The organism is Roseovarius arcticus (assembly GCF_006125015.1).
Lineage (GTDB): Bacteria > Pseudomonadota > Alphaproteobacteria > Rhodobacterales > Rhodobacteraceae > Roseovarius > Roseovarius arcticus.
This window is the reverse complement of the sequence record NZ_SZZN01000001.1, coordinates 1,060,468-1,079,944: the sequence shown is the minus strand read 5'-3', so window position 1 is coordinate 1,079,944 and position 19,477 is coordinate 1,060,468. Positions and strand designations below refer to the sequence as shown.

At 61.9% G+C, this 19,477-nt stretch carries 19 protein-coding genes, 1 tRNA gene and 1 riboswitch; of the genes, 10 read left to right on the top strand and 10 right to left on the bottom strand.

What is annotated here, in order from left to right:
• Positions 1-45 precede the first annotated feature (45 nt).
• On the top strand, positions 46-567 hold the full coding sequence (locus MK6180000_RS05155) for a hypothetical protein (RefSeq protein ID WP_138933761.1): 522 nt from the start codon (positions 46-48) through the stop codon (positions 565-567).
• Positions 568-571: 4 nt separating this feature from the next.
• Here MK6180000_RS05155 and rnd read toward each other — a convergent pair whose 3' ends face one another.
• From rnd to purM, 3 genes are all read right to left on the bottom strand, one after another.
• Entirely contained in the window at positions 572-1,729 is a 1,158-nt protein-coding gene (gene rnd, locus MK6180000_RS05150) for a ribonuclease D (RefSeq protein ID WP_138936352.1), read from the bottom strand.
• An 83-nt stretch (positions 1,730-1,812) separates the two neighbouring features.
• Positions 1,813-2,406 (bottom strand): phosphoribosylglycinamide formyltransferase, encoded by a 594-nt coding sequence (gene purN, locus MK6180000_RS05145; RefSeq protein WP_138933760.1) that lies wholly within the window; start codon positions 2,404-2,406, stop codon positions 1,813-1,815.
• Positions 2,403-3,449, bottom strand: coding sequence for a phosphoribosylformylglycinamidine cyclo-ligase (gene purM, locus MK6180000_RS05140; RefSeq protein ID WP_138933759.1), 1,047 nt, complete (start codon positions 3,447-3,449; stop codon positions 2,403-2,405). Before purM ends, purN begins: the two co-directional genes overlap by 4 nt.
• Positions 3,450-3,554: 105 nt before the next feature.
• Between purM and MK6180000_RS05135 the strand changes: the two genes are divergently transcribed.
• Positions 3,555-3,631: transfer RNA gene (locus tag MK6180000_RS05135), tRNA-Ile, on the top strand.
• 152 nt (positions 3,632-3,783) lie between these two features.
• Here MK6180000_RS05135 and MK6180000_RS05130 read toward each other — a convergent pair.
• Positions 3,784-4,722: a zinc ABC transporter substrate-binding protein gene (locus MK6180000_RS05130; RefSeq protein ID WP_138933758.1), complete on the bottom strand. Its 939-nt coding sequence runs from the start codon at positions 4,720-4,722 to the stop codon at positions 3,784-3,786.
• 98 nt (positions 4,723-4,820) lie between these two features.
• On the opposite strand from MK6180000_RS05130, the gene MK6180000_RS05125 reads away from it, so the two are divergent.
• From MK6180000_RS05125 to MK6180000_RS05115, 3 genes are read left to right on the top strand one after another with little or no spacing between them, the layout of a single operon-like run.
• Positions 4,821-5,303 carry a helix-turn-helix domain-containing protein gene (locus tag MK6180000_RS05125; RefSeq protein ID WP_138933757.1) on the top strand — a complete coding sequence of 161 codons (483 nt, stop codon included), beginning with the start codon at positions 4,821-4,823 and terminating at the stop codon, positions 5,301-5,303.
• Positions 5,270-6,058 (top strand): ATP-binding cassette domain-containing protein, encoded by a 789-nt coding sequence (locus tag MK6180000_RS05120; protein WP_425466822.1) that lies wholly within the window; start codon positions 5,270-5,272, stop codon positions 6,056-6,058. Before MK6180000_RS05125 ends, MK6180000_RS05120 begins: the two co-directional genes overlap by 34 nt.
• Positions 6,055-6,849 (top strand): metal ABC transporter permease, encoded by a 795-nt coding sequence (locus MK6180000_RS05115; protein WP_171054552.1) that lies wholly within the window; start codon positions 6,055-6,057, stop codon positions 6,847-6,849. The genes MK6180000_RS05120 and MK6180000_RS05115 overlap by 4 nt, the downstream gene beginning before the upstream one ends.
• Before the next feature lie 6 nt (positions 6,850-6,855).
• Here the strand turns inward: MK6180000_RS05115 and MK6180000_RS05110 are convergent, their stop codons facing one another.
• On the bottom strand, positions 6,856-7,119 hold the full coding sequence (locus tag MK6180000_RS05110) for a hypothetical protein (RefSeq protein WP_138933755.1): 264 nt from the start codon (positions 7,117-7,119) through the stop codon (positions 6,856-6,858).
• 104 nt (positions 7,120-7,223) lie between these two features.
• Positions 7,224-7,423, bottom strand: a riboswitch (cobalamin riboswitch).
• A gap of 325 nt (positions 7,424-7,748) precedes the next feature.
• Between MK6180000_RS05110 and MK6180000_RS05105 the strand changes: the two genes are divergently transcribed.
• Together MK6180000_RS05105 and MK6180000_RS05100 are read left to right on the top strand one after the other, a co-directional pair.
• Entirely contained in the window at positions 7,749-9,482 is a 1,734-nt protein-coding gene (locus MK6180000_RS05105; RefSeq protein WP_138933754.1) for a type I secretion system permease/ATPase, read from the top strand.
• Positions 9,479-10,780, top strand: a complete 1,302-nt coding sequence (locus MK6180000_RS05100; RefSeq protein ID WP_138933753.1) for an HlyD family type I secretion periplasmic adaptor subunit — start codon at positions 9,479-9,481, stop codon at positions 10,778-10,780. The genes MK6180000_RS05105 and MK6180000_RS05100 overlap by 4 nt, the downstream gene beginning before the upstream one ends.
• 76 nt (positions 10,781-10,856) lie before the next feature.
• Here MK6180000_RS05100 and MK6180000_RS05095 read toward each other — a convergent pair whose 3' ends face one another.
• The 3 genes from MK6180000_RS05095 to MK6180000_RS05085 form a co-directional block, all read right to left on the bottom strand.
• The gene (locus tag MK6180000_RS05095) at positions 10,857-13,265 is read right to left on the bottom strand and encodes an ATP-dependent helicase (RefSeq protein ID WP_138933752.1); all 2,409 of its coding nucleotides are present in this window, start codon (positions 13,263-13,265) and stop codon (positions 10,857-10,859) included.
• 81 nt (positions 13,266-13,346) lie between these two features.
• Complete coding sequence (locus MK6180000_RS05090; RefSeq protein WP_138936350.1) at positions 13,347-13,742, bottom strand: cell division protein ZapA; 396 nt, start codon at positions 13,740-13,742, stop codon at positions 13,347-13,349.
• Positions 13,742-14,272 carry a coiled-coil domain-containing protein gene (locus tag MK6180000_RS05085; RefSeq protein ID WP_138933751.1) on the bottom strand — a complete coding sequence of 177 codons (531 nt, stop codon included), beginning with the start codon at positions 14,270-14,272 and terminating at the stop codon, positions 13,742-13,744. Before MK6180000_RS05085 ends, MK6180000_RS05090 begins: the two co-directional genes overlap by 1 nt.
• Positions 14,273-14,500: 228 nt before the next feature.
• Between MK6180000_RS05085 and tkt the strand changes: the two genes are divergently transcribed.
• Positions 14,501-16,516 (top strand): transketolase, encoded by a 2,016-nt coding sequence (gene tkt, locus MK6180000_RS05080; protein WP_138933750.1) that lies wholly within the window; start codon positions 14,501-14,503, stop codon positions 16,514-16,516.
• Positions 16,517-16,571: 55 nt separating this feature from the next.
• Here the strand turns inward: tkt and MK6180000_RS05075 are convergent, their stop codons facing one another.
• Positions 16,572-17,540, bottom strand: coding sequence for a DUF808 domain-containing protein (locus MK6180000_RS05075; RefSeq protein ID WP_138933749.1), 969 nt, complete (start codon positions 17,538-17,540; stop codon positions 16,572-16,574).
• 170 nt (positions 17,541-17,710) lie between these two features.
• On the opposite strand from MK6180000_RS05075, the gene gap reads away from it, so the two are divergent.
• On the top strand, positions 17,711-18,712 hold the full coding sequence (gene gap, locus MK6180000_RS05070) for a type I glyceraldehyde-3-phosphate dehydrogenase (protein ID WP_138933748.1): 1,002 nt from the start codon (positions 17,711-17,713) through the stop codon (positions 18,710-18,712).
• Between the two features lie 95 nt (positions 18,713-18,807).
• The gene (locus MK6180000_RS20255) at positions 18,808-18,951 is read left to right on the top strand and encodes a hypothetical protein (protein ID WP_171054551.1); all 144 of its coding nucleotides are present in this window, start codon (positions 18,808-18,810) and stop codon (positions 18,949-18,951) included.
• Between the two features lie 3 nt (positions 18,952-18,954).
• On the opposite strand, the gene coaD is transcribed toward MK6180000_RS20255, so the two are convergent.
• On the bottom strand, positions 18,955-19,446 hold the full coding sequence (gene coaD, locus MK6180000_RS05065) for a pantetheine-phosphate adenylyltransferase (RefSeq protein ID WP_138933747.1): 492 nt from the start codon (positions 19,444-19,446) through the stop codon (positions 18,955-18,957).
• Between the last annotated feature and the right edge of the window lie 31 nt (positions 19,447-19,477).

The window sequence follows — 19,477 nt, the reverse complement described above, 5'->3', positions numbered from 1 at the left end:
CTAGGGTCTGCCCAGTTTCAGACCATACCGATAAGGACGATGCCGATGCGCAGCCTGGTGACCGTTTTGATGATTTCCAGCCTGACGCTGGCGGGCTGCTCGGGCTTGCGCGACTCGCGTGTGAACCCAGCCAATTGGTTCGGTAAGAGCCGGACGGTTCAACGCGCCGCCCCCGTTCAGGGCGAGACAGCCAATCCCCTGATACCGGAAAAGCGCAACAGTATCCTGCAACGCAAATCCGAGGCCGAAATCTATGTTGGCACGCCGATCTACGCTGTCGAGGGCGTGGTCATTGAACGATCGGCAGGCGGTGCGATTATCAAGGCAACCGGCCTGTCGCTGCGCCAAGGCGCGTTCGACGTGCGGCTATGGCCCGAAAACGGCGGCAAGCCTGCGAATGGCGCACTTACCTATACCCTCCGCGCGATCCAGCGCACCGACACCCCCCAAGGGCCCGTGCAGACGCGCCGTGTTGAGGCCGGCCAGTTCGTGACCAGCCAGACTCTGGACCAGGTGTCCGAAATCCGGGTTCTTGGCCAGACGAACACTGCCACGTCCCGCCGCTGAGGGATCAGACTTCGACAGTCTCTATGGTCGCACCCTTCACGCGCAGGGCGATCTCGCCCTTGCACAGGCGCAGTGCCTCAGCCCCGAAAACATCGTGACGCCAGCCAGAGAGGGCGGCAACTCCGCGCTGCCCGGCGGCGATCGCATCCAGATCAGAAGCGGTCGCAATCAGCTTGGAGGCAACGCCCTCGCGATCCGACGCCCCCTTCAGCAAAACGCGCAGCAAATCAGCAATTGCCGGATTTACCTGTAACTTTTCCCGGCTGAGGTCAGGCTTTGGCTGTTGGTCGACCGGTATCGCCTGTCCATCCGCAACGGCCTTGAGAATTCCATCTGCGATGTCGCCCTTACGCGCCTCGCGCATCAGCAGGCGCGAGCGGCCCAGATCCTGCACATTGGCGGGCTTGGTCGCCGCTAATTCAACCAGCGCATCGTCCTTGTAGACACGGTTGCGCGGAATATCCCGCGTCTGCGCATAGCTCTCGCGAAAGCGGGCCAACTCGCGCACGATAGACAGATACTTGCCCGAATTATTGCGCGTCTTGATGCGCTGCCATGCCTCTTCGGGCTGGGTCACGTACGTTTCGGGCGCATTCAGCACGGCCATTTCCTCGGCCACCCACTTGTCGCGGCCCGTCTTGGTCAGCTCGCGGGCGAGGTACTCATAGATTTTGCGCAGATGCGTCACGTCGGCCAGCGCATAGCTTTTTTGTGCATCGCTCAGAGGGCGGCGCGACCAATCGGTAAAGCGAGAGGATTTGTCGACCTCAGCTTTGGCAATCCGCTTGACCAGCGTCTCATATCCCGCCTGCTCGCCAAAGCCGCAGACCATTGCGGCCACTTGGCTGTCAAAAAGCGGCGTCGGGATCAGGCCCGCATCGACAAAGAAGATCTCAAGATCCTGCCGAGCAGCGTGGAATACTTTGACCACGGCCTCATCCCGGAAAAGCGTATAGAGCGGCTCTAGTGACAAACCATCTGAGAGCGGATCGACCAGTACGGCCGTCTCATCGCCGTCGCCCGGATAGGCCAGTTGCACAAGGCACAACTTGGAATAATAGGTGCGTTCGCGCAGAAACTCAGTGTCGACGGTGACATAGGGGTGCTGGGCAGCGCGGGCACAATATTCGGCCAGCGCGTCGGTCGTGGTGATGGTCTGGATCAAGGCAAAGGGCTCTTTCGCTGAGGTCTGATACGCCGATATAAGGTGGATCGGCGCTAATTGAAATGTGTTTGGCGCGGTGCCTAGGGCAAATGAATTTGTGTACGATCACCAGCGGCGAAACGGCGCAAGACGGCAGGATAAAGCTGATGTTCGGCCACCAGCACCCGGGCAGCAAGGGTTTCGGGCGTATCTTCGGCCAAAATCGGCACGCGCGCCTGTCCCAAGAGAGGTCCGTCGTCCAGCGCAGCCGTCACCTCGTGCACCGTGCAGCCCGCCTCGGCGTCGCCCGCGTCCAGCGCCCGCGCATGGGTGTGCAGGCCGCGATATTTGGGCAGGAGCGACGGATGAATGTTGATCATACGCCCCTGCCACCGGGCCACAAACCCTTCGGTAAGCACGCGCATGAAACCAGCGAGGCAGATGATGTCGGGCGCATATTCCATAATGCGCGCGTGCAGCGCGTCCTCAAACGCGCCGCGATCCTCGCCGTAGGGCCGGTGATCGACCACCTCGGTTGGCACGCCGCGTGCCGCGGCCTTGGCAAGGCCGCCCGCATCCGCGCGGTTTGATAGCACCAGCGCAGGGCGCGCGAGGTTATCGCCCGTCATGCTATCCAGCAGCGCCACCATATTGGAGCCACCACCGGACAGAAGGATGGCAACCTTCTGCGTCACGCCAGCGCGCCACTATACCGAGTACCCGCGCCCTCGGTGACATGGCCGAGGCGATGAACAGTCTCACCCTGCTCGGCCAGCAACTCGGCGAGTTCATCGGCGCGGGCCGCATCGACGGAGATGATCATGCCGATGCCGCAGTTAAAGGTTTTCAGCAGTTCGGCCTCATCCATGCCGCCCGTCTGGCGCAGCCAGCCAAAGACGCCGGGCAGATCCCACGCGCCCAGATCAATATCGGCGCCCAGACCATCGGGCAGGACGCGCGGCAGGTTTTCGGTAAGGCCGCCGCCAGTGATGTGGGCCAGCGCATGAACGCCGCCTGCGCGGATCGCGGCCAGCGCGGATTTCACATAAAGGCGCGTGGGCGTCAGCAGCGCGGCGCCAAGGGTTCCGTCGCCCCAAGGGCAATCCGCATCCCAGCCCAGTCCCGACATATCAACCAGCTTGCGCACGAGGCTGTAGCCGTTGGAATGGACGCCATCGCTGGCGAGGCCCAGCAGCACGTCGCCCTCGACCACGCCATCAGGCAAAGTCGCCCCCCGCTCCATCGCGCCAACGGCAAAGCCTGCCAGATCGAAATCGCCAGCAGGGTACATGCCCGGCATCTCAGCCGTCTCGCCGCCAATCAGCGCGGCGCCCGAACGGGCGCAGCCTTCTGCGATACCCTCAATAATGCGTGCCGCCTGCTCCATCTCCAACTTGCCGGTGGCGAAATAGTCGAGAAAGAACAGCGGCTCGGCCCCCTGGCATACCAGATCGTTGACGCACATCGCGACCAGATCAATCCCCACGCCGTCTACATGCCCGGTATCAATCGCGATACGCAGTTTGGTGCCGACCCCGTCGGTCGCCGCCACCAACACCGGATCATGATACCCCGCCGCCTTGAGATCAAAGAGAGCGCCAAAGCCGCCAAGGCCCGACATGACGCCGGGGCGCGCCGTGCGCTTGGCCGCGGGCTTGATCCGCTCGACCAGCGCGTTGCCCGCGTCGATATCAACGCCTGCGTCGGCATAGCTCACACCAGTCTTGGGATTGGTCATCGCGCTCTCCTGAGATTTACGCGCGGGCCTAGCTTAAACCTGCGGCTTGCGCAATCTCAAAGCCTTGACGCGGGCGCGGCTGCTGCGTAGGAAACGCGGCATGGAGGGCCTGTAGCTCAACTGGTTAGAGCAGAGCGCTCATAACGCTTTGGTTGCGGGTTCAAGTCCTGCCGGGCCTACCATACCGCCCTCCTGCCCTGATCGCGTCAGGGCGCGCGTTTGCTGCAAAATCAGCGCAATGGACGGGCCAAGTGCAATTTCCGTCAAAGCCCAGAGGTCCGCGCTGTCTGTTGCAACGTGCGCGCACACTCCGGTCTGGCAGCTTCCTGCATACCTATTTTGCGCAGCCGACCAATTCGTCTGAAACTGCGCGCAGCAGCGCTGGATAAAACTCTGGGCCGGGCGCGATTTGGCTGCCAAGCGGGTCAATGATTGCCGCCTTGACCTCCGTACCCTCAATCACAGTTTCTACGAACGACTGGTTGAACTCTGGCTCCGAAAACACGCAGTCAACGCGGCCGTCCCGTATAATGCCGCGCACAGCCTCGATCCGCGCAGGGCCGGGATCGGACGCATCCCCCGCCGAAATCGCCCCCAGTGCGGCCAGATCAAATCGGGCCTCGAAATACTGGTAGGCATCGTGAAAAACGACGAACCGCAAGTTCGCGATCGGCGCCAGATCCTGACGAATCTGTGCCGCAGCGGCGTCGATCTCGGATTTGCCGGCGCTTGCGTTAGCGGCGTAAACGTCTGCGTTATCAGGGTCCAACTTGGCCAATTCATCTGCGACGGAATTCAACCACAGCTTGCCATTCTCGGGGTCAAGCCACCCGTGCGGATCGCTGCCTGAATGATCATGACCTTCATGGTCGTCGTCATGGCCCTCATCCTCATGGGCGACGAATTGCGCGCCCTGCCGAAACTCAAGCACCGTCGTTCCGGGCACGTCCAGTAGTCGAACAACGACCGCATCCGGCGCTAGCGTGTCTATGCTGCGCTCCAGCCACGGCTCCAATGCGGGGCCGATCCAAAAGACGGCATCCGCCTCGGTCAGATTGCGCGCCTCGGACGGGCGCAGGGCATAGCCATGCGGCGACGCGCCCTGCCGCACGATCTGCTCAGGCGCGCCAAGCCCTTGCATCACCCGCGCGACTAGCGACTGCACGGGCGCAATATCCACCGCGACCTTCGGGACGTCAGCGACGGCAGCTACCGCACTGGATAAAATGAGCGCGGCGCCAGCAAGGGCAGAACGGCAAGCATTGATGGACATGGTGACCTCATGTGATTATATAACATATCACCTTCGCTTGTAGATGATATACTATAACACATCAAGCGATATCAAACTCTGACCCGAGGACGCCCGCGATGCAGATGAAAGCCTTCGACGCGCATGACCACGATGGCTGTATCAATGCGGGTATCGTCGCCGCCGAGCGGCACTGCGCCCAGCATGCGCTGCAATTCACGCCGGTCCGGCGCCGCGTGTTGGAAATTTTATTGAGCGACCACAAGGCGCTAGGCGCCTACGACATCCTCGAACATCTGCGCACCGATGGTCTTGGATCACAGCCGCCTGTCGCATACAGGGCGCTCGATTTTCTGGTCACCCACGGATTCGCCCACAGGATTGAACGACTAAACGCCTTCATTGCATGCTCCCACGGCGAAGATGCGCATACCCCCGCCTTCCTGATTTGCCGCGTCTGCAAGCGCGTGACCGAGGCCGAGACGGACCCATCCACCAGCGAGCTGGCACGTGCCGCAAAGCGCGCCGGATTTGTGATCGAGCGGACGGTGCGCGAGGCCGAGGGGCTATGCCCCAGCTGCGCCGAGGTATCCCGCGCATGACCGCGCCGCTGATAGAAACAAGGGGACTAGGCGTGCGCCATGGCCGCGCGTTGGTGCTGGAGAATGTCGACTTCAGCATCGCCCCCGGCGAAATTGTCACGATCGTCGGCCCGAACGGTTCGGGCAAATCCACCCTGCTGCGCGCGCTGCTCGGTGGGGTTCGGCCCAGTGCCGGGCGCATCACGCGGCGGCCCGGTCTGACATTCGGCTATGTGCCGCAGCGTCTGGCGCTGGACCCTGCGCTGCCAATTTCGGTTGCTCGTTTTCTGGGACTGCCCCGCCGCGTCGCACCGGCGGAGGCGCGCGCCGCGCTAGAGCGGGCGGGCGTGCCCGATATCGCAGCGCAGCCCATGGCCGACCTATCGGGCGGGCAATTCCAGCGCGTCCTGCTGGCCCGCGCCATATTGGGCCGCCCCGACCTGCTGATGCTGGACGAGGGCGCGGCAGGGCTAGACCAGCCCGGCGCCGCGTCATTCTATCGCCGGATCGAGGATGTGCGCCGCGACACCGGCTGCGCCGTCCTGCTGGTCAGCCACGATTTGCACGTAGTGATGAGCGCGTCGGATCGCGTCATCTGCCTGAACGGGCATGTCTGCTGCGAGGGAGCGCCCGAGGTAGTGGCCGAAGCGCCCGTCTACCGCGCCCTCTTTGGCGAGGGCACGCAAGGTGCGCTGGCGCTCTACCGTCATCACCATGACCATGTGCATGGCGAGGAGTGTGGGCACGAACACGCCGCAGAGGAGAACCGCCCATGATCTTGGATGATTTCATGGTGCGCGCGGCGCTGGCCGGGATAGGCACGGCGTTGGCCGCCGCCCCGCTGGGCTGCTTTGTTGTGTGGCGGCGTATGGCCTATTTCGGAGATGCGACAGCCCATGCCGCAATCTTGGGCGTGGCGCTATCGCTCGCGTTATCGCTGCCGATCTTCGCCGGGGCGCTGGTCGTAGCGCTGGCAATGGCCGTGCTGGTGACGCTTTTGTCTGGGCGGGGACGCGGCGTGGATACGGTACTGGGGGTGCTGGCCCACTCGGCGCTGGCGTTCGGACTGGTGGGCGTGTCGTTCCTGCACGGGGTGCGGATCGACGTCATGTCGTTTCTTTTTGGCGACATCCTATCGGTGTCGCGCGGTGATCTGGGCGTGATCTGGGGCGGCGCGGCGCTGGTGCTGGGCCTCGTTTGCTGGCGCTGGTCCGCGCTGCTGACGGCCACGCTAGACTCCGATTTGGCCCGCGCCGCCGGGATCGACCCGCGACGCGAGGAGCTGATCCTGACGCTCGCGCTTGCCATAGTGGTGGCGGTCGCGATCAAGGTGGTCGGCGCCCTGTTGATCACTGCGCTGCTCATTATTCCAGCCGCAACCGCCCGTCCCTTTGCCCGCACGCCAGAGGGCATGGCCGTGGCCGCCACCCTTCTGGCAATGACTGCCGCCTGGGCGGGCCTGCACGCGTCCTATGCGCTGGACACACCGACGGGGCCGACAATTGTCTGCGTCAGCGCGATTTTGTTCGCAGGATCAAGCGTCATCGCGGCGCTTCGGCGCGCATAGCCTAGCTTAGTGCATCCGCGCGGCGCGGCCACGGCGCACCGGGCGCGTGACATGGGCGCTGGCCTGATGCAAATACCCGATAAAGGCCTGCGCCGCCGCACTTTCAGCTGGCGCAGGCGCCGCATCAAGCGCCGCGCGCGCGGCCTCTGGTGTAGCCGCTCCTGCTAGCCCAAAGGCCCATTCCAGAAATCCCATACGCGCGGCGGCATCGGCATCGGGGCCAGTCGCATCGCTGCGCTCCAGCCCGCTTAATATCTGCGAAACACTCATCTATTCTACTCTCCTCGGCCACACCCCCGGACCGGATGGGGCGAGAGGATGCGCAAAGGCTGTAGAGCGGATTACCACCAACAGCGCCCGCACCGCCCCCCGCGGTTTGACGTCAGTCCAAGGCTGGTTTCCGGACTTGAGGGGCCGGGCGCAAAGCCCATGATCCGGCAACCTTCCCAGACCTCGCGGCCCAGTGGCATATCGCCGTCTCGCCCACCCTTACCGTTGCGGGGGCAGTGCCGGATTTGCACCGGCTTCCCAATTCTCCGCGCGGATACGCGGCACCTTGGATGCTCAGTGTGGCGGATTTGAAATTGGGGTGCAACGATTCATCGCGGGCGGCGGGCTGTAGTTGGGTCCTCCCGCTATTTGTATCAATTTTTCAATGCTCTGTAGTTGCAAGCTTCGTCCTCTCGTAGTGCAATGAAATCAATATTGCGCCGCTCCACCCGGTTAGTGATGCCTGCCGTGCCCGCGATACAGACCGCGCCGCGTCGTTCAGGCAACCTGATGCAGCTCTATAGCCATAGAATTAAGGATATTGGCTGGGCGGATTCTAGGGCGCGGCGCGATTGCCAGCAAGTTCGACGACGCCTGAGTTCCTTTTTTCACAAGTTGTAAAGTCCAGCATGAGTTCAACCCATTCCAACGCAGGCCTGCCAGAATTGCGTGCGGCGCGCCGTGCCGCGCGGCCGCTGTATTGGTTCGTTGGCATTTTCAGTATTTTTGTGAACCTGCTGATGCTGACCGGACCGATCTACATGCTGCAAGTCTATGACCGGGTGCTTGGCAGCCGTTCGGTCGAGACGTTGGTGGCGCTAACGCTTCTGGCCGCATTCCTCTTTGGCATAATGGGTATTCTAGACTTTGCGCGCAGCCGCGTCATGATCCGGGCCGGCGCCCGCTTTCAGTCGCTGCTAGAGCGGCGGGTGTTTGACGCGGTGCTGCGCAAATCGGCACGCAGGCCGGATCAGAGCGACGCGACAGGCCTCAGCGATCTGCAATCGGTGCAGCAGCTAATGAGCTCTTCGGTGCTGACGTCCGCCTTCGACATTCCGTTCACGCCGCTCTTTTTGCTGGGTATCTGGATATTCCACCCCATGCTTGGGATGCTCGCCCTCTTGGGCGGTGCGTTACTGATCGTACTGGCGGTCCTCAACCAGCTGGCGACGCGCCGCTCGCTGGCTGCCGCAGGCGAGGCCAGCGTCGCAGCCGATGTGATGGCCGCCGAAATCCGGTCCGAGGCCGAGGCGGTGCAGGCCTTGGGCATGCGCAGTGCGGCCTTCGACAGGTGGCAAACCGCACGCTCGGAGGCTCTTAAACAGCATATCGGCGCGTCAGACTGGGCAGGCAGCTTTAATGTATCAACCAGAACGTTTCGACTGTTCTTGCAATCGGCGATGCTAGGCCTCGGCGCATGGCTGGTGCTGCAGAATGCGTTGACAGCAGGCGCAATGATCGCAGGTTCGATCCTTCTGGGTCGCGCACTAGCCCCGATAGAACAGCTGGTCGGACAATGGCCATTGGTGCAGCGCGCCATACGCGGTTGGTTCGGCCTCGGCCGCCTGCTGGCCGAAGTGCCCCCCGAGACCGAGCGTACGGCCCTGCCCAAACCCAAGGCGCGTCTAGAGGTGCAAGGCCTCTTCATCGCCCCACCGGGAGAGCGAGAGACGACGCTGCGCGGCGTCACCTTTGCGCTGGAGCCGGGACAGGCTGTGGGTGTCATCGGCGCGTCGGGCGCGGGCAAATCTTCGCTGGCCCGCGCGATCACAGGCATCTGGCCACCCGCGGCCGGCAAGATTCGGCTGGACGGCGCTACGCTGGAGCAGTTTGCGCCCGATACGCTGGGGCAGCATATCGGCTATCTGCCGCAGCGCGTGCAGCTCTTTGCCGGGACCGTCTCGCAGAATATCGCGCGCCTTTCGACAGATCCCGATGCCGAGCAGGTTGTCGCCGCAGCCAAACGCGCTGATGCGCATGACATGATTCTCAAGCTGCCGGGTGGCTACGACACTGAAATCAGCGCCGGGGGCGGGCGTCTATCGGGCGGCCAGATGCAACGCATCGCGCTCGCCCGCGCAATGTACGGCGATCCGGTAATTTTGGTGCTGGATGAGCCAAACTCAAACTTGGATAACGAGGGCAGCGAGGCCGTGAATAGCGCAATCCGTGCTTTCAAGTCGGCGGGCAAGACCATTCTAATCATGGCCCATCGCCCTGCGGCCATCAAGGAATGTGATCTTCTGTTAGTGTTGGAGGGCGGACAGGTACGCAGCTTCGGTCCTCGCGACGAAGTACTGCGCGACGTCGTGCGCAACCGTACCCAGATCGTGCAATCGGTCAGCCAAGGGGGTGCGCAATGAGCAGCGCGTCCGACTGGTCTGCCCGCTGGCCCATCGGCATCGGGATCGCGGGTCTGGTGGTCCTATTAGGGGGCTTCGGCATCTGGGCGGGGTTTGCAAACCTTGCTGGCGCAATCATCGCGCAGGGAAAGGTCGAAGTCGCTCAGAACCGGCAGGTCGTCCAGCACGCAGACGGCGGCGTGGTCGCGGCGATCCTCGTGGCCGAGGGTGCGCGCGTCGCGGCAGGTGACACGTTGCTCAGACTCGACCCCGCCCTGCAGGCCTCGCAGCTAACCATCACCGAAAACCAGCTGTTCGAGCTGATGGCGCGGCGCGGGCGCCTTGAGGCCGAGCGCGACGACCGCAGCGCCATCACCTTTGATCCTCTATTGCAGGAGTTGGCTCAAACACGCCCCATCGCCGCCGAACTGATGGAAGGCCAGGCCCGCCTTTTGGCTGCGCGGGCCGAGACCGCAGGCAATGAGATTGCGCAACTGGGCAAGCGCCGGATCCAGATCACTGATCAGATCAAAGGGATCGAGGCACAGCAAGCGTCAATGAGCCAGCAGAGCAATCTGATTATTGAGGAACGCGTGACGCAGCAATCGCTGCTGGACAGAGGGCTGACGCAGGTCTCGCGCCTATTGGCGCTGCGCCGCGAAGAGGCGCGCATGGCTGGCACGCTGGGCGAGTTGACCGCGCAAAAGGCACAGGCCGAGGGGCGCATCACTGAGATCGAAATTGAGCGGCTGAAACTTGGCGCTACCCGCCGCGAAGAGGCAATCAGCACCCTGCGCGATCTGCAATACCGCGAACTGGAGCTGCGCGAGAAACGCGCGGCCCTGCTCGAAAAACTTAGCCGATTAGAGATCGTGGCCCCGGTGTCGGGTGTGGTTTACGACCTGCAGATCTTTGCGCCTCGGTCGGTGCTGCGCGCTGCCGATCCGATTCTGTACATCGTACCGCAAGACCGCCCGCTAATCATTACAGCGCAGGTGCCGATAACCGACATTGATCTTCTGCATCCCGGTCAGGACGTGATCCTGCGCTTCTCGGCTCTGGACCAGCGCCAAACGCCGGAATTGATGGGTCAGGTCATGCAAGTTTCGGCCGACGCATTTCGCGACGAGGGCACCGGCGCTAGCTATTACCGCGCCCGCATCACCCTCAGCGACAGCGAGCGCCGCCGCCTGCCGGATAATACCAAGTTGGTCCCCGGCATGCCTGTCGAGGCGTTCTTTCGTACCGGCGACATGACGCCCATGGCGTATCTGGTAAAACCGCTTTCGGACTATTTCGCGCGCGCATTCAGGGGGTGATCTTGGCGCTTTAACAGGTCGCGACAACTCCCAGTGGGAGCCTGTATCACGACGCGGATACTTTGAGCAAACGTCCTTAAAAGGGCACGTCATCCGGGCTGGTGACAAAGCGCGCGACGACCTTTTTCGTTCCGGATTTCTCAAAGGCGATTTCCAGTTTATCACCCTCAACGCCAATGATCTCACCATAGCCGAATTTCTGGTGGAACACCCGCTCGCCCACCGTATGTGATGAGGTGGCAGACATGTCGATCACCGGCGATTTCGATTCGCGTGGCTGGGACGTTGGACGATTACTGGCGCGCGCCTGCATCCGCTTCCAGCCGGGGGAATTATAGACGTTTGCATCTGCGACCTTGGCGTCGATGCTGTTTTGCACGTCGCTTATAGCCGCCGCGCCATAGCCACCGCCATAGAGGCCGGGGGGCGTCAGAACATCGACATGTTCCTCGGGCAATTCGTCGATAAAGCGGGACGGCAGCGACGATTGCCACTGGCCAAACACGCGGCGATTTCCGGCGAAGGATATGGTGCAGATTTCCTCGGCCCGCGTGATGCCGACATAGGCAAGGCGGCGTTCTTCTTCGACGCCTTTCAGGCCGCTCTCGTCCATTGAGCGTTGCGAGGGGAAAAGGCCATCCTCCCACCCCGGCAGGAACACGGCCGGAAATTCAAGGCCCTTTGCCGCGTGGAGCGTCATGATGCTGACCTTCTCGCCCTCGTTGTCGCTTTCATTGTCCATGATGAGGCTGACATGTTCGAGGAACCCGGTGAGGTTTTCGAAGTTTTCCAGTGCCTTGACCAGTTCCTTAAGGTTTTCCAAGCGGCCCGGCGCCTCAGGCGTCTTGTCGTTTTGCCACATCTCGGTGTAGCCGCTCTCGTCCAGAACGATGCCCGCCAGCTCGATATGACTAACCGCTTTGTCGCCTGTCATGCGGCCCCAACGGGCGAGGCCGTCCAACAATGTGGTCAGTTCCTTGGCACCCCTGCCGGTCAGACCCTTTTCCTCCAGCAAGATCCGCGCGCCCTCGATCAGAGGCACGCCGTTCTCGCGGGCGGTCACCTGCATTTTTTGCTGCGCTTTGTCACCAAGACCGCGCTTGGGCGTATTCACGATCCGCTCAAACGCCAGGTCGTCGCTGGGGCTGGTGACGCAGCGGAAATAAGCCATTGCATCACGAATTTCCAGCCGCTCGTAAAAGCGCGGGCCGCCGATGACGCGGTATGGAAGGCCAATGGTCAGGAACCGATCCTCAAAGGCGCGCATTTGGTGCGAGGCGCGCACGAGGATCGCCATATCGTCTAGGCCGAATTTGCGCAGCCCACGTGTGCCGCCTTGCATCGCCTCGATTTCTTCGCCGATCCAGCGGGCCTCCTCATCGCCGTCCCAATGGCCAATCAGGCGAACTTTCTCGCCCTCCTTGACATCGGTCCACAGCTCCTTGCCCAGACGCCCCTTGTTGCCTGCAATCACGCCAGAGGCGGCAGCGAGGATATGCGGGGTCGAGCGGTAATTCTGCTCCAACCGGACCACATGCGCGCCCGGAAAATCCTTTTCAAACCGCAAGATATTGCCCACTTCGGCGCCGCGCCATCCATAAATAGACTGGTCGTCATCGCCAACGCAGCAGATATTTTTGTGCCCGCCCGCCAGCAGGCGCAGCCACATGTATTGGGCGACGTTCGTGTCCTGATACTCGTCCACCAGAATATAGCGGAACCAGCGCTGATATTTTTTCAGGATATCGTCGTGGGTCTGGAAAATGTGGACGACATGCAGCAACAGATCGCCGAAATCGACGGCGTTCAACTCGATCAGGCGGCGTTGGTACTGTTTATAAAGCGCGACTGCCTTGCCATTATAGGCCCCTGCCTCGGCAGCGGGCACCTTATCTGGCGTCCACGCGCGGTTCTTCCAGCTGTCGATCACGCCAGCCAGTTGGCGCGCGGGCCAACGCTTGTCGTCGATGCCGGCGGCCCGCACCAGTTGCTTTAGCAGGCGCAGTTGATCGTCGGTGTCCAGAATGGTGAAGTTCGACTTCAGCGTGACCTCGCGCGCAGGCGCCTCAATAACATCATCAACATTTCCCCCTCCCTGCACGCCAATCAGTTCCGCATGGCGGCGCAGCAGCTTGACGCAGACGGAATGGAATGTGCCCAGCCACGGCATTCCTTCAATAGACTGACCCAGCAGCGCGCCGACGCGGTTCTTCATCTCGCGCGCGGCCTTATTGGTGAAGGTGACTGCCAGCACCTCATTCGGCTGGGCGCGTCCAGTGTTTAGCAGATGTACGATGCGCGTCGTCAGCGTCTTTGTCTTGCCCGTCCCTGCCCCGGCCAACATCAGGACAGGGCCGTCCATCGTCTCAACTGCGAGGCGCTGTTCGGGATTCAGGCCGTCCAAGTAAGGCGCCGGGCGTGCGGCCATAGCCCGCGCCGACAGCGATGCGCCCTCAAAGGCGTCGGATTCGTCAAAGCTATTCATGCGGCTTACCCTAGCGCGGCAAGCGCGCGAGTTAAAGTGATGTTCGGTCTATGTTCTACTAATTCGAGCAGCAAACAGCCCCTAGCCCGCCTTCTTGCCGTCCACCGTTTCGGCCAGCGCCTCAGCGCGGGCGGCAATTTCGGCCAGCGTATCGGTGACGGAGCTGGGCACAATCGGCACTTCAATCCGCTCGGGCGCGGGCGGCGGCGCGTCGCGTAGACCCGATAGCTCGGCGTCGCGCTCGGACAATCTATCCTGCAGCTCGTCGACTTTGTCTTGCAGGCCCGCCGTCTTGTCGGCCAGCATCAGGCCTGCCATCAGCAGCATCCGTGGCTCTGGGATGCGCCCAATCTGCGCGGCCAGAACAGACGCCTCGTCATCCAGCATCTTGGCGGCAGACTGCAGGAAATGCTCTTCGCCTTCTTGGCAGGACACCTGAAAGGTACGGCCGCCAATTTCGATATCAACTTCGGGCATCATGTATTCTCCATCCCAGCGCTCTGGGCCGTATCGTCCGGCTTGCCTGCAATTTCTGCCAGCTCGGTCAGGATCACGTCCATTTCGGCGCGGTCGGCGGCACGCGAGGCACGCAGGCCGTCCAGCTCAGCCATCATAGCCTTGTTGATCAGGTGTGGCTCGGCCACGCCCTTGGCGTTCGCCTCGCGTAGGGCGGTATTATTCTCGCGCAGCTGCTGATTTGCATGACGCAGTGACGACAGTTCACTGTCTATCCGCTTTAGCGCTTTTGCGCGGGCCGAGCTTTCTTCGGCCTTGGCAGCGTCTGCATCGCCGGCAGCGGCCAGCGCCGTCTCGGCCTCGCGGGCACGTGCACCCAGTTGCTTGACGCGCTCTTCCAGCTGGGCATTTGCCAGCTTTTCATCCTCGACCTCTTGGCGCAGGGTTTTCACCTCGTCGGCGTCCCCAACTGCGCCCAGCCCGTCAAGCCCCTGCCCGATCCGGTCCAGCGCGGCCATGATGCGGCTCTGCATCGCGTCGATATCGCTCATCCCTTGCGTGTCCTTCATGTCTGTTTCGCAAACCTTGGCCGAATCGCCGCCCGGCCCTCTTGGGGCCAAGTCTAACGGGTGGCTGACAAAAAGGCTTCCCCCCTTCCGCGCGGCCGAAGCCCGTAGCAGGGTTTGCGCGATGCGGTGGCATAGCGGCGCTTGAACTTCGGGTCCGGGCTGGTATTGAAGGGCGCGAGAAATCATCCCTGCCATAAGGATACCGCTGCCGTGGATCTCACTGCCCTCGCCAAAGCAAACCCCGATCATTGGTCCAAAGCGACCGCCATTCGCGCCCTGACGCTAGACGCTGTCCATGCGGCCAATTCGGGCCATTCGGGGATGCCGATGGGCATGGCCGACGTCGCCACCGTCCTGTATGAAAAGCATCTGAAGTTTGATGCCGCCGCGCCTGACTGGCCCGATCGTGATCGGTTCATCCTTAGCGCTGGCCACGGCTCAATGCTGCTTTATTCGTTGCTGCATCTGACGGGCTATGCCGATATGACGCTGGAGCAGATCAAGAATTTCCGCCAATGGGGCGCAATCACCGCGGGCCATCCCGAATATGGCCACGCCAAAGGGATCGAGACGACGACCGGTCCGCTGGGTCAGGGCATCGCCAACTCGGTCGGCTTTGCCATGGCCGAGGAAATGTTGCGCGCACGCTATGGCCGCAAACTGGTGGACCACCACACCTATGTCATCGCCGGTGACGGCTGCCTGATGGAGGGTATCAGCCAAGAGGCAATCACGCTGGCAGGGCGTCATTCGCTGGGCAAGTTGATCCTGTTTTGGGACAACAACGACATCACCATCGACGGCAAAGTTTCGCTGTCGGACCGCACCGATCAGGTGAAACGCTTTCGCGCCGCGAACTGGCAGGTGATTGAGGTAGACGGGCACGACCCCGCCGAGATTGACGCCGCGATAACCAAGGCAAAGACGTCGAAAAAGCCCAGCATGATCGCGTGCAAGACGCATATTGCACTGGGCCACGCCGCGCAGGACACGTCCAAGGGCCACGGCGCTTTGACCGACGACGCGCAGATGGCAGCCGCCAAGGCCGCCTACGGTTGGACCACCGGGCCTTTCGAGGTGCCCGGCGATGTGAAGTCGGCTTGGGAGAAAATCGGCAGCCGTGGCGCGTCCGAGCGCGACGCATGGGAAGGCCGCTTTGCAGAGGCATCCGAGCGCCGGCAAAAGGAATTCACCCGCATTATGAGCCGCGACGCGCCGAAAACGCTCAGCGCGCGCATCAAAGCCCTCAAGAAGCAAATCAGCGCCGAGGCGCCGAAGGTGGCCACGCGCAAATCCAGCGAAATGGTGCTGGAAATCGTGAACCCGATCATGCCGGAAACGGTCGGCGGATCGGCGGACTTGACCGGCTCGAACAACACCAAAACCGGTGATCTGGGTGTCTTTGACGTGGACAATCGCAAGGGCCGCTATGTCTATTGGGGCATTCGCGAGCATGGGATGTCGGCGGCGATGAACGGCATGCTGCTGCATGGTGGCATCCGCCCCTATGGCGGCACGTTCATGTGCTTTACCGACTATGCGCGCCCCGCCATGCGACTGGCGGCGCTGATGCGGATCCCGACTGTGTTCGTGATGACGCATGATAGCATCGGTCTGGGCGAGGATGGCCCGACACACCAACCGGTCGAACATCTGGCGATTTCCCGCGCAACGCCCAACACATGGGTCTTTCGCCCATGCGACACGATCGAAACGGCCGAGGCATGGGAACTGGCGCTTAGCACCAAAGAGACGCCATCGGTTCTGTCGCTGACACGCCAAGGTGTGCCGACACTGCGCACCGAGCATCGCAACAAAAACCTGACGGCCGAAGGCGCCTACGTGCTGGCCGATGCGGAAGGAAAGCGGCAGGCGATCATCATGGCCACAGGGTCCGAGGTGGAAATCGCGATGAAGGCACGCGATCTGCTACAAGCCGAAGGGATCGGCACGCGCGTCGTCTCAATGCCCTGCTGGGAGTTGTTCGAGGCCCAGGATGAGGCGGTTCGCCGCCGCGTGCTGCCAGGCGGCCCTGTGCGTGTCGCGGTCGAGGCTGGCGTCCAGCAAGGCTGGGATCGCTGGCTTTGCGGCGAGCGTGGCCGCGCAACCAAGGCCGGCTTTGTCGGCATGGACAGCTTCGGCGCGTCCGCACCTGCCGAAGTTTTGTACGAAAAGTTCGGCATCACCGCAGAGGCAGTGGCTTCCAAGGTTAAGTCTTTGCTCTAAGGTATTGGGAAGGCTACAAGTTCAGCCTTCCCTTTTCCGGCCAGACCAATGGGTGTCATGCTACCGGGTTCAGCCGCCTCAACCGCTGCCAGATCGGTGTGATCACACGCGCCCCGATAGGGATAAGGATCAGCCCCAGCGCCAGTCCGAAAATACCGTCCATCGCAGCAACCAGAGCCCATTTGGCTGCCCCCCGGGCTTGATCCAATCCGCCAGTGATTAATTCAGCTATGTGATGTATCTCGTTGTAGGGCCATGCAAATCCCAAACTAGCGAGACCATGCAGAATGATGTTCCCGCCCACCCACAGCATCGCCGCAGTGCCAATTATCAATAACAGAGCCAGCACCTTGGGCATCGCGGAAACAAGCCCGCGACCAAAAACGCGCGTCGCCCGCAGGCGCCCCTTGTCGGCCATTAGCAGGCCCAGATCATCAGCTTTCACAATTAGGGCGACCGCGCCGTAGACTGATGCCGTGATCAGGACCGCGACGGTGGCCAGCGTTGCAGCCTCCATCCAGAAGCCGCTAGCCGGGATAGCGGCAAGTGCGATAGTCATGATCTCGGCGGAAAGAATAAAGTCCGTCTTGATCGCGCCCGAGACCTTCTGCTCCTCTAGATGAGCGGGGTCGTCCGGAATCGCCTCAGCCGCCTCCTCCTTGTGGTGCCCGAGCCCCAGCACTCCTGCCACCTTTTCGGCGCCCTCAAAGCATAAATAGCAGCCCCCTAGCATCAGCAGCGGGGTGATCGCGCCCGGTGCGAATGCGCTGAGCGCGAGTCCGGCCGGCAACAAAAACACCAGCTTGTTGATCAGCGATCCGCGCGCAATGCGCCAGATGATCGGCAATTCGCGGTCTGCGTCAAAGCCGTGGACGTATTTTGGCGTCACAGCGGCGTCGTCGATCACCGCACCCGCCGCCTTGGCTCCGGCCTTGGTCGCTTGCGCCGCGACGTCGTCAATAGATGCCGCCGCGACCTTGGCGATGGCTGCCACGTCGTCGAGTAGCGCCAGCAGTCCGCTCATAATATTGCTCCGTACTTGATCCGGGAAAGGTAGCGGGCCACGCTGGCCGCGCAAGGCCGCACCCCAAAAATAGCGCTAACAGGCAAGCTTAACACCGTTTTGACCTTTCGGCACAGCCGCCTGCGCCTTATATCGCGCCCAACACCTACCAAACGCTTGGAGCTCAGACCATGACCATCACAGTCGGCATCAACGGATTTGGCCGCATCGGCCGTGCCACCCTCGCCCATATCAGCGAGTCGGGCCGCGAGGATATCAAGGTGGTCAAACTCAATGCCACCGGCCCGCTTGAAACGGCAGCGCATCTGGTCCGCTTTGACAGCGTTCACGGCCGCTTTCCGGGTACGGTGACCACCGGCGATGGCACGATGGATCTGGGTCGCGGCGCGATACAGATGTTCTCGACCTATGATATGGAAGAGTTGGACTGGGACGGCTGCGATGTCGTGCTGGAATGCACTGGCCAATTCAATGACGGCGATAAGGCCAAGGCCCATCTGGCGCGCGGCGCCGGCAAAGTGCTGCTATCGGCCCCCGGCAAGAACGTCGACCGCACCGTAGTCATGGGCGTCAATGACGGCGAATTGCTGGCGGGAGAGCGCATGATTTCCAATGGCTCCTGCACGACCAACTGCCTCGCGCCGTTGGCCAAGGTGTTGCACGAGGGCATCGGCATCGAGAGCGGCATTATGACTACGATCCATTCCTACACAGGCGATCAGCCCACGCTGGACCGCCGGCACAAGGATCTCTATCGCGCGCGCGCTGCTGCCATGTCGATGATCCCCACCTCGACAGGTGCGGCCAAGGCCCTGTCCGAAGTATTGCCCGCGCTCAAGGGCCGCCTCGACGGGTCGGCCATCCGCGTGCCGACGCCGAATGTGTCGGCGGTGGATCTGACATTCGTCGCGTCAAAGTCTGTGACCGAGGCGGACGTGAATGCCATCGTGGCCGAGGCCGCAGCAGGGCCGATGAATGGCATCCTGGCATATGATCCCGCACCCAAGGTCAGCATCGACTTCAATCATACCGAAGAGAGCAGCATCTTTGCCCCTGACCAGACCAAGGTTGTCGGCGGTACGCTGGTGCGCGTTCTGGCATGGTACGATAACGAGTGGGCGTTTTCATGCCGCATGGCGGACGTCGCAGCCGTGATGGGGCGTCTGGGCTGAATAGCCGGGCCTTATTGCCAAATGCGGCCCCCGTCTGTCATAAGACGCGCGGGCCGCATGTCATTCGGCTAATTATCAGGCAGAAGGGCGCGCAGATGACCAACGCTATCGCCGTTTGGCTGTTTCTGCTGATCGCTGCGGCGCTGTTTGCAGATTACTGGTTTCAGGGCATGGACGGCCTGATTTTTCTTGGCGCCAAGTTTGGCGATCTGATCGAGTGGCTGGCCTTCTGGCGCTAGGCGTCAGCGAAATTTAGCGATCAATGCCTCGTTTACGTCCCGCGTGACGAAGGTGGATACATCGCCATCCAGACGCGCGATCTCCTTGACCAGCTTTGACGCAATCGCCTGATGCCCGGTATCGGCCATCAGAAACACTGTCTCGATCGAAGCGTCCATGGCGCGATTCATGCCAACCATTTGAAACTCATATTCAAAATCTGCCACCGCGCGCAGGCCGCGCACGATAACTTGGGCGTTCACGTCGCGGGCGCAGTTGATTAGCAGATTTTCAAATGGGTGTACGACAATCTCGGTGCCATCCGGCAAGTTCAGCCGCGCGGTTTCGGCCTCAATCATCGCAACACGCTCTTCCAGCGAAAACAGCGGGCCTTTGTCACGGTTGATCGCGACCCCCACGACCAGACGGTCCACCAGCGTGCTGGCGCGCCTGATGATGTCGATATGGCCTAGCGTGATCGGATCGAATGTACCGGGATAAAGTCCGATGCGCATGAGGTGTCACCCGTTTTTGATTTTCGCCAAT

Bases quoted from the DNA above. Each gene is read 5' to 3' on its own strand.
- MK6180000_RS05155 (WP_138933761.1), top strand. From the start codon at position 46: ATGCGCAGCCTGGTGACCGTTTTGATGATTTCCAGCCTGACGCTGGCG.
- purM (WP_138933759.1), bottom strand. From the start codon at position 3,449: ATGACCAATCCCAAGACTGGTGTGAGCTATGCCGACGCAGGCGTTGAT.
- MK6180000_RS05130 (WP_138933758.1), bottom strand. From the start codon at position 4,722: ATGTCCATCAATGCTTGCCGTTCTGCCCTTGCTGGCGCCGCGCTCATT.
- MK6180000_RS05125 (WP_138933757.1), top strand. From the start codon at position 4,821: ATGCAGATGAAAGCCTTCGACGCGCATGACCACGATGGCTGTATCAAT.
- MK6180000_RS05120 (WP_425466822.1), top strand. From the start codon at position 5,270: ATGCCCCAGCTGCGCCGAGGTATCCCGCGCATGACCGCGCCGCTGATA.
- MK6180000_RS05115 (WP_171054552.1), top strand. From the start codon at position 6,055: ATGATCTTGGATGATTTCATGGTGCGCGCGGCGCTGGCCGGGATAGGC.
- MK6180000_RS05110 (WP_138933755.1), bottom strand. From the start codon at position 7,119: ATGAGTGTTTCGCAGATATTAAGCGGGCTGGAGCGCAGCGATGCGACT.
- MK6180000_RS05105 (WP_138933754.1), top strand. From the start codon at position 7,749: ATGAGTTCAACCCATTCCAACGCAGGCCTGCCAGAATTGCGTGCGGCG.
- MK6180000_RS05100 (WP_138933753.1), top strand. From the start codon at position 9,479: ATGAGCAGCGCGTCCGACTGGTCTGCCCGCTGGCCCATCGGCATCGGG.
- MK6180000_RS05095 (WP_138933752.1), bottom strand. From the start codon at position 13,265: ATGAATAGCTTTGACGAATCCGACGCCTTTGAGGGCGCATCGCTGTCG.
- MK6180000_RS05090 (WP_138936350.1), bottom strand. From the start codon at position 13,742: ATGCCCGAAGTTGATATCGAAATTGGCGGCCGTACCTTTCAGGTGTCC.
- MK6180000_RS05085 (WP_138933751.1), bottom strand. From the start codon at position 14,272: ATGAGCGATATCGACGCGATGCAGAGCCGCATCATGGCCGCGCTGGAC.
- MK6180000_RS05075 (WP_138933749.1), bottom strand. From the start codon at position 17,540: ATGAGCGGACTGCTGGCGCTACTCGACGACGTGGCAGCCATCGCCAAG.
- gap (WP_138933748.1), top strand. From the start codon at position 17,711: ATGACCATCACAGTCGGCATCAACGGATTTGGCCGCATCGGCCGTGCC.
- MK6180000_RS20255 (WP_171054551.1), top strand. From the start codon at position 18,808: ATGACCAACGCTATCGCCGTTTGGCTGTTTCTGCTGATCGCTGCGGCG.
- coaD (WP_138933747.1), bottom strand. From the start codon at position 19,446: ATGCGCATCGGACTTTATCCCGGTACATTCGATCCGATCACGCTAGGC.